The sequence below is a fragment of the Marinobacter sp. MBR-105 genome (assembly GCF_053628895.1).
Window position 1 is genome coordinate 1 of the sequence record NZ_JBRJHG010000003.1, and the last position, 13,115, is coordinate 13,115.

The window sequence follows — 13,115 nt, forward strand, 5'->3', positions numbered from 1 at the left end:
CTATTTTATGGTCAACCCCGGCGTTGCCGGATGAATCGGCAGAGACCGGTAAATTGCTGGCTGTCTGAAAACGGCGTTTTTGCAGGGGCGACTCAATACTGATCAAGGTGCCCAGTTCACCAGTGAGGCCTTCACAGGCGCTCTCAAGGAGCATGGCATTCGGATCAGCATGGACGGCAAGGGCTGCTATCATGACAACATCTTCGTGGAACGGCTCTGGCGCAGCGTCAAGCACGAGTGCGTCTACCTCACAGCCTTCGAGGATGGACGCCACTTGAAGCAGGCGCTCCACCGGTACTTCCGGCATTACAATCAGACCCGGTACCACCAAACCCTTGATTACCAAACACCGGATGAGGTGTACTACCAACAACCCATGACCCTGGCAGCTTGAGCCGGGAATACAGCCGGATCAGAGCTTAACTGCACCTTCAGGCTGTCCAACTGATGGGGTCCACCTCAGTTAGACTTTCCAGTGGAGACCTGTGGATTCATAGCCCAATCAAATTATCTGAATCAGTTACAGAGAAAGTTGACAGTTTAGGCTGTGTAAAATATCTAATTGCACCCAATCATTTACACCACTTGTTCTTATCTTCATGGGTTGCCGCCTATCCGAACGCAGAAGTCTATGGCACCAACGAAGTGATTAAAAAGCGTAGCGATATCTCGTTTCATGCCTCGCTTGATAACTCGAAAGGCTATGCTTGGGCCCCAGACATTGAACAAGAACTGTTTTCTGGTTCTCCATTAATGGAAGAATGTGTGTTTTACCATAGCAGTTCAAGAACGTTGATTGTTACTGACCTGGTTGAGAACTTTTCTGGTCAGGACTTTAACTACTGGCAACGGGTAGTGGCTAAGGGTGTTGGTATACTTGCCCCTAATGGGAAGATGCCTTTGGACTGGCGTTTAAGCTTCATGTTTGGTAAAGCAGACGCACGGAAACACCTCGATAGGTTGTTGTCTTGGAAGCCGCAACTGTTGGTTATGGCTCATGGTGAAATAGTCGCTGAAAATGCAGACAAGTTCTTACAGCAGTCATTCAAATGGTTAGCATGAGTAATATTTGAAAAAGTCGAAAAAGGGTAAGCGTCCGGCCATCACACCTTGTCAGGTATAGCCGGCCTCCAGTTGTGGGGCAATAGCTCGTCGATGGCGTTGTTTTTCTGTGTCGGCAGGCGGGTCAGAACATCCTTCAGGTAGGCATAAGGATCATGCCCGTTCAGCTTGGCTGACTGGATCAGAGTCATCACCGCAGCTGCACGTTGACCACTGCGCAGTGATCCGGCGAACAGCCAGTTGGAACGGCCCAGTGCCCACGGCCGGATCTGGTTTTCCACCCAGTTGTTGTCGATGGGCACAGCACCATCGTTCAGGTAGCGCGTCAGCGCTTCCCATCGTTTGAGGCTGTAATCCAATGCTTTGGCCGTGCCGGAACCATCCGGCACCTTCTGTCGATGCGACAGCATCCACTGATGCAGAGCGTCAGCCAGTGGTTTAGCTCTGGTTTGTCGGATTTCCCGGCGCTTATCCGGCGGCAGGTCTTTGGTTTCCCGTTCGATCTCGTACAGTCCGCCGATGTATTCCAGGGCTTTGGCCGCCAGTTCGCTCTTGTTGGCTTCGTGAAGGTCATAGAACTTGCGCCGGGCGTGGGCCATACAACCGATCTCGGTGATGCCGTTACCGAACCCGGCCTTGTAGCCGGCATAGTCGTCACAGACCAGTTTGCCCTGCCAGTCACCCAGGAAGGTGCGAGCGTGTTCACCCGCCCGGCTGGGTGCGAAGTCGTAAACGGTGGCTTTGAGGTCCGAGAACGGTGTGGTGCAGTACGCCCAGACGTAGGCCTTGTGAGTCTTTTTCTTGCCCGGGGCCAGCATGCTCACCGGGGTTTCGTCGGCGTGCAGAACGTTGTGTTCCAGCAAGGTGTTTCTCAGTGCGTCCACCAGGGGCTGCAACTGCACACCACAGGCCCCCACCCACTCGGCCAGAGTGGAGCGCGGGATTTCCAGGCCAGCACGGCCGAAGATACGTTCCTGACGGTACAGGGGCAGATGGTCCGCGTATTTGGCCACCAGCACTTGAGCCAGCAGACCCGCCGTCGGGATGCCTTTGTCGATCACCTGTGGTGGCACCGGTGCCTGGACCAAGGTCTCGCATTTGTCGCAGGCCCACTTGCCCCGGATGTGGCGCTCCACCGTGAACTCGCCTGGGACGTAATCCAGCTTCTCGCTGACGTCTTCACCAATACGCTTGAGCTGGCAGCCACACTGGCACTGAGTATTTTCCGGTTCGTGGTGGATCAGGGTGCGGGGCAGTTCTGGTGGCAGCGGGGCGCGCTTGGGCTTTTGCTTGGGCCGAGCCGCCTTCTGTTCCTCGGTCATCGCCCGGTCCAGCTCGGCTTCGATGGCGGCCAGGTCACAGTCGATCAGCTCGTCCAGCAGTTTCCCCTGAACCGCATCGAGCTGCTCACTGCGCCGGGCGTACTTGTGACGCTTGAGGGTGGCGACTTCGTGGGTCAGCTTCTCAATGACCGCATCACGGTGCACCAAGGCGCGTTCCTTGTTCTCGACACGATCGAACAGTTCCGTGGCAAGAGCACGGAGCTGGTCGGCGGAGAGCTGGTCGAGATCGGGGCGTTCAGTCATGGTCGGTAGTATGCCAAGCCCTTGAGTCGTATACGATTCGCGGTTCTGGCTATAGCGATACTGCCGGCCTTGTGGTTACAGGATGGAGATCACGCCTTCCGCCCCAAGGCGTTGCCATGGCAGGCCCTGAACCAGGGCGGATAACTGTTCTTCGGTCAGGTGAAGTTGGTCACCTCGCCAGGCTTCGCCCCAATGGAACTTGCCCCGGTTCAGTCGGCGGGCACACAACCAGATGCCAAGGCCATCGTGGATCAACACCTTCATCCGGTTGCCCCGTTTGTTGGCGAACAGGTAGGCGCAATGAGGCCTGGCAGAACCGAAGACCTGAATAACTCGGGCCAGGGCCTTGTCCGGCCCCGCCCGCATATCCAGCGGTTCGGTGGCCAGCCAGATCTCGTCGATGCGGATCATCCCAGCAGGTCCCGGAGAAAAGCGGCACATTGATGGGCCTGCTCCGCAGGCCACTCCACCACGACCGAGCCACCGGCGCGGGAAATCTCGATGCGGATGCTGCTACGCTTGTCCGAGACCGACGGGTTGCCCGGTGCTGAGGTTGCCGCAGGCAGATTAACTGGTACAAATCCCGGCGTTGTCGTGGGCGCTTTATCCGCCCGACGTGCCTCGCTGATCCAGCGCCGGACCATGTTGGCGTTGAGACCGTTATCCAGGGAAATTCGGGAAACGGAGGCTCCGGGTTCCAGGCATTGGTCGACAATCTCGGCCTTGAATTCGCGGGAAAACCGGCGGCGGCGTTGGTAGGGTTTGGTTACGCTTAATTCGTTCATGTTAAGTGTCCACTAGAAAATAAGTGGACACTATCCTGACGGCGGCAGCGCCTGGCTCAAGACGGGATCACCAGACGCTTACGAAAAAGGCATCTAAAAGGGATTCTCAATGCTTGGCGGTTTTGGTTTCAAGAGCTGCTTAAGTGTTTAAGGCATAAAGCTTTAGTTTGGGGCTTGCGTTGGTGACCCCTTTGGTTCCTATGCCACTAACGTTACGGACTAACTGGATGAAGAACGTGACTAAAACTCTATATTTACTGCTGGTGTGTGTCTTGGTTGCTGGCTGTAGCAGCAAAGCCGTGTATGACAATGTGCAGAGAAACAACCGACAGGAATGTGTCAGTGTGCCACCCCCTCAGTATGATGAATGCATCGAACGTTCCAGTAAGTCATACGAAGAGTACGAGAGGGATCGGTCTGAGGTACTCCAGTCTGAACCATAGAGCCGTGGGCGGGAAAATCGGGCTCATTATGTGTTTACCTTTCGCAGCCTTTCCGCCGCAGTGGTGGCACCCCGAAAACCCGCTTGTAAGCCCTCGAAAACGCCGCTTCGGATTGGTACCCCAGCTCTTCAGCCAGCTTAGTCAGTGTCACGGGTGATTGACCAATTCTGAGTCGCGCCAGGTTCATCCTCCATTCGGTCAGGTACTGTTTGACTGAAGTGCCTATCACCTCGGTAAACCGGGCGGAAAACCCCGAGCGGGACATGCCCGCGTGCTTGGCCAGCCGGCTGACTGTCCAGTCAGCCTCAGGGTGTGCGTGTATGGCCGCCAGAGCCTTGCCCAGTTTCGGATCTTTCAGCGCGCCCAGCCAGCCTTTGCTGGCTTCCGCGCTTGAGTTGATCCAGTGTCGTATGGCCTGAATCACGATGATATCTGCCAGGTGGGCCATCACTGTGACTCCGCCGGGTGATAGTGCGCGGGCTTCCTGCTCCATCAGTTGTATCAGCGTTGTAAGCTGGGCGGGCAGGGCGCCATCGTCGCCTTTGATGTGAATGCACTGTGGCAATTCACGAATGAGCTTCTGAGCTGCAATCTGGTCGAAGCCAAGCACGCCGCAGGTCAGTCGGGTTTCTTCTTCGCCCGTGCGCTGTTCTTCCGTGCCGGCCCCGCCATAGCGCATGAACTCAAAGCGGTCTGTCAGCCGGGTGACGGGAATATCAAAAAAGGGCTCGCACGGCTGATTGTTACTATGGGAAATACAGTGGCCTTCCCCTTTGGGTACCAGCGCCATGTCGCCCGTTTTAAGGAGCAGGCTGTCCTGGTCTTTGAAACGCAACCAGCAGCTTCCCTGGGTGACGATGTGAAACATCATTTTGCCCCCGAGCGGCGGCATCTCCATTCCCCACGGGGTAATCAGTTCGGCAGTCGCGTAGACGGTACCGTCCATACGAAGTGAGCACAGCGTCTCGCCGAGTGGATCGGAGGTTGTTGGCATGCGCCGCTCAAGTTCAGGGATCATTGTTTCTCACGTGTTTTGGACGATCTGCAAAATATAGTAGATAAAAAAGCATTAAGCATCAGTTTTTGTCCTCGTAAACTGGAACCTTCAGTGATCGTTTAACGAGGACCAAACCATGACATCAGAAGTCATCGCTGTTGTTGGCGCCACCGGTAAGACCGGTTCCAGGGTATTGGCAAAACTGGGTGAGATGGGGCTGGAGGCGCGCGGCCTGGCACGCTCTTCTCCCATCCCCTTTGATTGGGCAGACCGCAGTACCTGGGCCGCAGCACTTCAGGGAGTGCGTGCTGCCTACGTTACGTATTTCCCGGATCTCGCGGTGCCAACGGCGGAAACGGATGTGCGTGCCTTTGTGGCGGAAGCTAAACAGCAGGGTGTGGCGCACCTGGTATTGATGTCGGGGCGTGGAGAGGCGGGTGCACGGCGGGCAGAACAGGTACTGGAAAGCAGCGGGTTGGACTGGAACGTGGTTCGCGCCAGCTGGTTTATGCAGAACTTCAGTGAAAGCTTTATGCTGCAGGGCCTGCAGGCGGGTGAACTGGTGCTGCCCAGGCCCAACGCCAGAGAACCATTCATCGATGTGGATGACCTGGCCAGTGTGGCGATAGCGGCGCTGACCAATCCCGCATTGAAAAACCAGGTATTGGAAGTTACCGGTCCGGAGCTGCTCTCGTTCGAGGAGTGTGTGCATGCGATTGCTGCGGCCAGTGGCCGTGAGATCCGGTTTACGCCGTTACCGGTGGAGGCCTATCTGGATGGCGCCACGGCGCAGGGTATGGCAGACGACATGGCGTGGCTGATCAACGAACTGTTTGTGAACATTCTTGATGGCCGCAATGAAAGCACCACTCAAACGGTTGAACAAGTGCTGGGGCGGCCTGCGCGCCGGTTCAGGGACTATGTTGCTGATGTTGTGCCTATGGGGGTGTGGTGATTGGGTGATCGCTTGCTTGAGGTTCGATATTGTCTGTGTCCGGAGTTTATGAAGAAGTTTATGGTTTTGTGAACTTTCCACGATAGACTCAGAGGACTGACGATAATACTGGATTGGCCGCCAGTGTTGACCGAAAGGAGCCCTCAGCTGCATGCCGCGCACGGTATTGATAATCGAAGACAATCCCGGTATCGGCGAACTGGTCCGCATGCAGGTATCCGACCTGGGCATGACTGCGGTTCTGCGGGACCGGGGCGACAGCGGCCTGGCGCGGTTCCGGGACGGTGGTATTGATCTGGTGATTCTGGACCTCATGCTTCCGGGCCTGGATGGCCTGGCGGTGTGCCGGGAAATACGCTCCAGTGCGGGTTATGTGCCGGTGCTCATGCTGACCGCCAAGAGCACCGAGCTGGACAGGGTGCTGGGGCTGGAAATGGGGGCGGATGACTACCTCACCAAGCCTTTCAGCGTGGCGGAACTGTCCGCTCGCATCAAAGCTCTGTTCCGGCGGGTGGACGCGCTCTCCCGGAAGAACTCACCCGAAGACGACGTGGCGGAGATCGAGGCGGACGGGCTGCGGATTGATCCGGTTCGGCGCCGGGTGTTCCTGGAGTGCCGCGAGCTCGATCTGACCGCCCGTGAGTTCGATCTTCTGTGGCACTTTGCTTCCCATCGTGGCCGGGTTTTCAGCCGGGCCCAATTGCTGGATGCCGTCTGGGGGTACAATCACGACGGCTACGAGCACACCGTAAACACCCATATCAACCGCCTGCGTAACAAGATTGAGCCCGATCCGGCCCAACCGCGTTACGTTCAGACGGTCTGGGGCGTGGGCTATCGGTTTATGGATTAACCATGGGCCTTTCCGTGCTTCGAACTCTGTATGCGAGGCTGGCCATTGGTCTGTTCCTGCTGCTGTTTGTGGTGGGCGGGCTATTTACTTTGCTGAGTCTGGCCTCGGTCAGGGAGTATTCGGCTGCCGTTAACCAGCAACTGAACCGGAATCTGGCGCAGAATCTGGTTTCTGACCGAAACCTGGTCACCGATGGCCAGTTGAATCGGGATGCCCTGAAGCAGCTGTTCGAGCTGTATATGACGATCAATCCCAGCCTTGAGATTTACCTGTTGGATACCGACGGGGCCATTCGTGCCTATTCCGCCGATCCGGACCGAATCAAGCGCAATCGGGTATCCCTCGGACCAATCCAGACACTGCTCGAAAACCCGGACGCCTATCCTCTGCCGGGGGACGACCCTCGTAGTCACGATCGGCAAAAAGTGTTCTCTGTGACCCCCGTTCCCTCGGCAGCCGCCCCTGCCGGCTACCTTTATGTGGTTCTGAGGGGCGAAGAATTCGACCTCGCGGAGAGCATGGTTCACAGCAACCGGTTGTTGCAGATGGGCGCAGGCGCCCTGGCGGTGAGCCTGCTCGTGGGGCTCCTGGCCGGGTTGGTGTTCTTCCGAATGTTAACGCGGCGGCTGTCCCGGCTGACTGAACGGGTGGAGTCGTTTGAACGGGAATTGTCCTCGGAACAAAGCCCTCCACTGGCCGAGAAGGGCGACGACATTGATTACCTGGCCTCTCGGTTTGATCTCATGGCGCGCCGCATTGTGGCGCAGCTGGACCTCCTGAAGCACAAAGACGCCCAGCGTCGACAGCTGGTTGCTCAGGTGTCTCACGATCTTCGAACACCGCTGGCGTCAATTCAGGGCTACCTGGAAGCGCTGCGGATGAAGCATGAGACCCTGGAAGCTGAGGAGCGAGGCCGGTTCCTGGCGGTGGCCCTGTCAGAAACACACCGGTTGGGCAGGCAGGTTGAGGAGTTGTTCGAACTGGCCGCCCTGGACGCCCGTGAAAAACAGCCGGATATCGAGCCGTTTGTCATGGCTGAGTTGCTCTACGACGTCGTTCAGAAGCATAGGCCAGCAGCAGACCGAGCGGGTGTTGAGCTCATCATTTCGGCGACAGAGACCGAGAGCGTGCTGGCGGATATCGCGATGACCGAGCGGGTTCTGGACAATCTCATCAATAATGCCATCGTCCATTCTCCGCGGAATACAAGAGTCATACTCACGATGTCAGTACGGGATGGTGGAGCAGCGATCACTGTTGCCGATGCTGGGCCTGGCATCCGCGAAGAAGACCTTGGCCAGGTGTTTGACCCCTTCTACCAGGCCGCGGGAGCTGAACGTACCGGGCATGCCGGCCTGGGACTTGCGATCGCCCAGCGCTTGGTCGTCCTGCAGCAAGGCAGGCTCTCAGCGCACAATGCGAACGGTGCTGTCTTTACCCTCTGGCTACCGTTAGCTTCCTCCAGCTAGCTTTCCGCTGTGTTATAGATTTGTGATAGTTGCTGAACTTTTTTGTGAATTCAGATCGCTAGGCTGTGATTATGGATTCAAGCGAGGAGAAGTGTCATGAAACGCAAAGTTATAGGCCTGTTTTCCGCCCTGGCGCTGGTCTCCGCCGCCGGTCTTTTTGCGGCACAGGTGGCAGCAGAGCGAGTGGATAGTGCAGGTAATGCCTATGCACCGGATGATCCGGATCTGGCCGTGGCGACCTTTGCTGGCGGCTGTTTCTGGTGCGTGGAAGCCGGCTACGAAAAGATTCCTGGTGTTGTCGAGGCAGTGTCTGGCTACGCTGGTGGAGAAGAAAAAAGTCCGACCTATAAACAGGTCTCTTCCGGGCGTACAGGCCACACTGAAGCCGTCCAGGTATATTACGACCCGGACAAAATAACCTATGAGGGCTTGCTGGCCGGCCTCTGGCGAATGATGAATCCGACCGACCTGGAGGGCCAGTTCGTTGACCGTGGTCGGCAGTACCGGCCCACCATTTTTTACCACAACGAGGAGCAGAAGCGCTTCGCAGAGGCGGCAAAGCAGGCACTGGAGGCTTCCGGCGTCTATGACAAGCCGGTGGTGATCCCCATTGAGCCGCTCAAGAGATTCTATCCGGCGGAGGAATACCACCAGGACTACTACAAGAAGAATCCGGTCCGCTACAAGTTCTACACCTTCAATTCGGGGCGTTATCAGTTTATTGAAGAGGTCTATGGCGAGGATTATGAGCTGGATTTCTCGCGCTATCAGCCCAATACCGGAGTCAATGACTCGATGCCTGCGGAGGACGATCCGACAGAAGCGGCGGCAAGCGGGGGTTTTAACCCCGAACGTTTTCAAAAGCCGGATGACAAGACTCTTCGGCAGCGTTTGACGGAAATGCAGTATGAGGTCACGCAGGAGGATGGTACTGAACCCGCCTTCAACAATACCTACTGGGACAACACCAGGGCGGGGCTTTATGTGGATGTCGTTTCCGGTGAGCCGCTGTTCTCCTCACGGGATAAGTACAAGTCCGGTACCGGCTGGCCGAGCTTCACTCGCCCGATTACGCCAGAGGCAGTGGTAGAACGTGAGGACAAGTCGTTTTTCATGACCCGGACGGAGATTCGCAGTGCCCATGCTGATTCTCATCTGGGCCATGTCTTTGACGATGGTCCGGCGCCGACGGGATTGCGCTATTGTATGAATTCCGCAGCCATGAAGTTCATCCCGCTGGAGCAAATGGAAGCCGCGGGGTATGGCAAATGGATCGCCGATGTAAAAGCTCAGGGCGAACGTTAACTGGGGCGTTTGGGGTCAGGGTTTGTGAGGGATTCGTTAACGCACCCGAACCTGATCGCCGTCTTCCAGGCCACGGCCGGGGTGCCGGACCACCCGAACGCCCTCCTGCAGTCCCTGCGTTACCTGGGTCATTAAACCGTTGGATGGTCCTGTCGTGACCGTCTGGCGTCTCGCCGTCTCGCCGTCTCGCTCTCAACCACGAAAACCGCAGAAGCGCCGTTGTATTCGAAGATCGCTGAGGTGGGTACCTGCAAGGTGTCTTCGCTTTGCCACAGGATAAAGTCAGCGTCCACTCGGTAGCCGTCTCCCAGCTGTCGCCACTGCTCCCGTGGGCTGACCATATCGGCAATAACCTGAACCCGTTGTTCGTCCACGCCCAGAGCGGATACATCCTCAAACCCGATAAGCTCGATACGACGAACCGTTGCTTCCAGTACCGGCCCGCCCCAGCCACTCAGTCGCACGCCAAGGCCGGGTTCCAGTTTGACGGCATCAAAACTCAAGACCTCGACCACCACTTCCAGAGCGCCAGGGTCTCCGACCTCCAGTATCGGCTCGCCGGCCTGGATGACGCCCTCGCTCTGGCGAACCAGAGCCAGAACCGCGCCGTTAACCGGAGAGCGCACGGCGACCCGCTCGGCAGGTTTCTGACCATTGGAGGACGCGGTTGAAATCTGCAGCCGGGTTTGAGCGGCGGCCAGTTCATGGGCGGCCACCTCTTCATCAAAGCGGGCGGAACGCAGGATTGCCTGTGCCCGGGCTGCCGTGGATTTCGCCTGTTGTAACTGTTCGGTGGAGACAAAGCGGGATTCTTCCAGAGCGAGCAGGCGCTGGTATTCATTCTGAGCGAACTCAGCATCAGCCTCCGCCGCCTGAACCTTTTGTTGGATGGATTGAAGTGCTGCCTGGGCGGCGGCTGCCCGAGCCTCGGCTTCGGCGCGGGTCCGGGCGTCCAGGATGCTGGCGGGCGTCGGGTCCACAAACGTCAGTAGCTCCCCGGGAATCACCGCGTCGCCTACGTCCAGCTGAACCCGGTGAATATAGCCGGCCACAGGGGAGGAAATCAGATAGCGATCTTTGACCCGGGTTTTGCCCTCTTCAAGAATGGTCACTTCCATGGGGCCGCGCTCGACGGGGGCAAGGTCAACCCAAACGGGCTCTGGCCGCAGGATAAGCGCGAAGACGATGGCGGCTACTGAGGCCATCAAAAGCCAGAAGGCCCATTTTCCTTTTGAGATGCGTTGTGTCGCCATGTTGGGTCCCATGTGAGTGTGTGTGCATTATTCCCGGGTTTTCAGAACCGCGACAAGGTCCAGTTTACGAAGTCGCCACCAGGTGATGAAGCCGGAAATCAATGCCGACAAAATGACCACGTTGGCCGCCAATGCCAGGGTTTGGCCGGTCAGGACCAGGGGAACGCGATAGAGTTCGGTCTGCATCGCGGTAACCACAAAACTTGCCAATCCAAAACCAACCGCCCAACCCAGAGGAATTCCCAGTAACAGCAGTATGGCCAGTTCTCCGAGCAGAATGTGGGCGACTTCGTTGTGGCTGTACCCCAGTACTCTCAAGCTCGCCAGGTCTCGCCCTCGTTCGGCCAGGGAAATCCGCGCGGTATTGTAGATCACACCAAAAGCAATAATGCCGCCGAGCAGGCTGATGATGAAGGTGTAGGTCAGGAAGGTGCGCGCGAGAGTTTCGAAGAAGCTGTCGAGCATTGCCTGTCGCAGATTGGTGGCCATCACTCCCGGCGTATCCCGGAGTTCCTGGTAGACGGTGTTGGTTTGCTCCGGCGCCAGATTCATCAGCATCTGGTTCACTCTCGGGCCTTCACGCAGCGCCTTGTTCATGGCGGTCAGATTCATGTAGGCGCCCACACCGAGGAACTCGCTGGTAACGCCAGCCACCGTGAGGTCCAGTTCCGGGCGTCGGCCTTCCAGCACTCGCACCCGAACTGTGTCTCCGGTCTCAACATTCAGGGCCTTGGCCAGAAAGTCGGTTACCAACAGGCCGGCAGAAGGAATGGCCACGTTCTCCAGATCCTGGTTAACCACAAATTGCAGTTTGGCGTCCCGGGGCAAGCCGGTGAGCACCGTGCGCCATCTGCGGTGTTCGTTAACCAGCTCTACCGTAACGGCCCGGCGTCCTTCGACGTAACGCACACCGGATTGGCGCGCCATTCCGTACAGTGCGGTCGGGTTGACCGGGTCGGTGAGTGTGGCGGTCAGATCCTGCTTCTGCACCCGGGCGAATTGGGTGTGCACCATCAGCGAAACAGAGCTGAACTGGAAATTGCCCACCACCACGATGGCCGTTGCCATGGCAATGCCGAATACCGAGAGGGCGGTTCGGCCAGGCTTGCGGGCAAGCTGCCTGACGATCATGCGTGAAGGCTGATGAAAGCGCACCCAGCCCAGCAGCCGTTCGGTAACGGTAACCCGGTATCGGGCGGGGCTCTCGGGCTGCATGGCTTCCGCTGGGGGCAGGGCGGCCGCCGCGCGGATGGAGCGCCAGCCGCCGAGCAGTGCAACTGCCATACTGATCAGGGCCAGTAACGCCAGCCACCAGGGATTGATTCGGAACAGTAGCGAAGGGAAGCGGTAGTAATCCATATACAGCTCTCCCAACCGATGCCCCAGCCAGAGGCCACTGGCGCAGCCGATGGCAAGCCCGGTAAACCCAATGGCCAGCACCAGTTGGCTGTAGTGCCAGCCGATCTGGCCATTGCTGTAGCCGAAGGCTTTGAGAATGGCGACGATTTCCCGCTGGGTACTGATCAGGCGTGTCACCACCACATTGAGCAGAAACATGGCGACGCCCATAAAAATGGACGGAAAGATAATCGCCATGGCCTTCAGCTGCTCGAGCTCGTCACTGAGAAAACGGTGTGAGAACTGGTCAGCCCGGGCGAACGCACCGGTACTGCCGTAGCGCGCCAGCAACCGGTCCAGCGGGTCGATCACATCTTCCACAGGATGCCGTGGGTCGATCTGCAGTACCAGGCTGTTGAAGGCGCCCCGCATGTCCATGGCGGCGGCCAGCGCTTCCTGATTCAGCCAGAGCACGCCAAAGCGCTGATAATCCGGCAGCATGCCCCCCGGAGGTATCACGTAGATGAATTCCGGCGACTCGACAATGCCCACGATTTTCAGGGTTTGTTGTCGGCCATTGATGATGGCGTTGAAACTGTCGTCCAGAGTGAGCTGGTGCGCATCCGCGAAGCTGCCAATGATTGCGACTTCATTGGCGTGGGTGGCGCTTGGCAGTCGACCTTGCCGGACATACAACTGGTTTACCCCGGGTTGGCCGGTCGGAGGAACAGACGCCAGGTGGGCCGACACAGGTTCGTCGTAATCGGGGAGATTGAACTTCGCGGCGCCTTCCACCCGGCCGCTCAGGCGGGTCACACCCGGTAGCTCGGAAACCGTTTGCAGCACATGGCGGGGGGCCCGTTTTACCGAAACGAAAACATCAGCAAACTGGTGCTCCTGATAGTACTGATCCCGGGTGGCTGTGAGGGAGGAGTAATTGACCAGGGACATCAGGCAAACCGCGATCCCGCCCGCAATCACCAGCGCGATCGCCAGCAACTGGCCGCGCATCTGCCAGATTTCCCGTCGCAGTTTGGTGTGCAGTACGCTCGGCCCGAAAATCATGGCA

Annotated in this window: 11 protein-coding genes and 1 pseudogene; 6 read left to right on the forward strand and 6 right to left on the reverse strand. The window is 57.8% G+C overall.

The features are described from left to right. Nucleotides 1-94 precede the first annotated feature (94 nt). Both ACSSVV_RS04675 and ACSSVV_RS04680 read left to right on the forward strand, forming a co-directional pair. Nucleotides 95-394, forward strand: a pseudogene (locus ACSSVV_RS04675) (transposase); the annotation flags it as partial. Nucleotides 395-447: 53 nt separating this feature from the next. Continuing rightward, a complete protein-coding gene (locus ACSSVV_RS04680; protein ID WP_031211971.1) occupies nt 448-1,062 on the forward strand; it encodes a DUF4336 domain-containing protein in 615 nt (204 codons plus the stop codon). A 41-nt stretch (nt 1,063-1,103) separates the two neighbouring features. On the opposite strand, the gene tnpC is transcribed toward ACSSVV_RS04680, so the two are convergent. The 4 genes from tnpC to ACSSVV_RS04700 form a co-directional block, all read right to left on the reverse strand. After that, entirely contained in the window at nt 1,104-2,648 is a 1,545-nt protein-coding gene (tnpC, locus tag ACSSVV_RS04685) for an IS66 family transposase (protein WP_023011857.1), read from the reverse strand. Nucleotides 2,649-2,723: 75 nt separating this feature from the next. Next, complete coding sequence (gene tnpB / locus ACSSVV_RS04690) at nt 2,724-3,059, reverse strand: IS66 family insertion sequence element accessory protein TnpB (protein ID WP_023011856.1); 336 nt, start codon at nt 3,057-3,059, stop codon at nt 2,724-2,726. After that, nucleotides 3,056-3,433, reverse strand: a complete 378-nt coding sequence (tnpA, locus tag ACSSVV_RS04695; RefSeq protein WP_023011855.1) for an IS66-like element accessory protein TnpA — start codon at nt 3,431-3,433, stop codon at nt 3,056-3,058. Before tnpA ends, tnpB begins: the two co-directional genes overlap by 4 nt. A gap of 477 nt (nt 3,434-3,910) precedes the next feature. Beyond that, nucleotides 3,911-4,870, reverse strand: a complete 960-nt coding sequence (locus ACSSVV_RS04700) for an AraC family transcriptional regulator (RefSeq protein WP_227499531.1) — start codon at nt 4,868-4,870, stop codon at nt 3,911-3,913. A gap of 139 nt (nt 4,871-5,009) precedes the next feature. Here ACSSVV_RS04700 and ACSSVV_RS04705 point away from each other — a divergent pair, with 139 nt between their 5' ends. The 4 genes from ACSSVV_RS04705 to msrB all read left to right on the forward strand — a co-directional run bounded on the left by ACSSVV_RS04705 (nt 5,010) and on the right by msrB (nt 9,455). Next, nucleotides 5,010-5,828, forward strand: coding sequence for an NmrA family NAD(P)-binding protein (locus ACSSVV_RS04705; protein ID WP_454105653.1), 819 nt, complete (start codon nt 5,010-5,012; stop codon nt 5,826-5,828). 151 nt (nt 5,829-5,979) lie between these two features. Further along, entirely contained in the window at nt 5,980-6,681 is a 702-nt protein-coding gene (locus ACSSVV_RS04710; protein ID WP_023011111.1) for a response regulator transcription factor, read from the forward strand. Between the two features lie 2 nt (nt 6,682-6,683). Beyond that, complete coding sequence (locus ACSSVV_RS04715; protein WP_023011110.1) at nt 6,684-8,150, forward strand: sensor histidine kinase; 1,467 nt, start codon at nt 6,684-6,686, stop codon at nt 8,148-8,150. Between the two features lie 96 nt (nt 8,151-8,246). After that, the gene (gene msrB, locus ACSSVV_RS04720) at nt 8,247-9,455 is read left to right on the forward strand and encodes a peptide-methionine (R)-S-oxide reductase MsrB (protein WP_023011109.1); all 1,209 of its coding nucleotides are present in this window, start codon (nt 8,247-8,249) and stop codon (nt 9,453-9,455) included. A 131-nt stretch (nt 9,456-9,586) separates the two neighbouring features. Here the strand turns inward: msrB and ACSSVV_RS04725 are convergent, their stop codons facing one another. Together ACSSVV_RS04725 and ACSSVV_RS04730 are read right to left on the reverse strand one after the other, a co-directional pair. Further along, entirely contained in the window at nt 9,587-10,708 is a 1,122-nt protein-coding gene (locus ACSSVV_RS04725) for an efflux RND transporter periplasmic adaptor subunit (protein WP_454105654.1), read from the reverse strand. Nucleotides 10,709-10,735: 27 nt separating this feature from the next. Next, complete coding sequence (locus ACSSVV_RS04730) at nt 10,736-13,111, reverse strand: ABC transporter permease (protein WP_454105655.1); 2,376 nt, start codon at nt 13,109-13,111, stop codon at nt 10,736-10,738. Between the last annotated feature and the right edge of the window lie 4 nt (nt 13,112-13,115).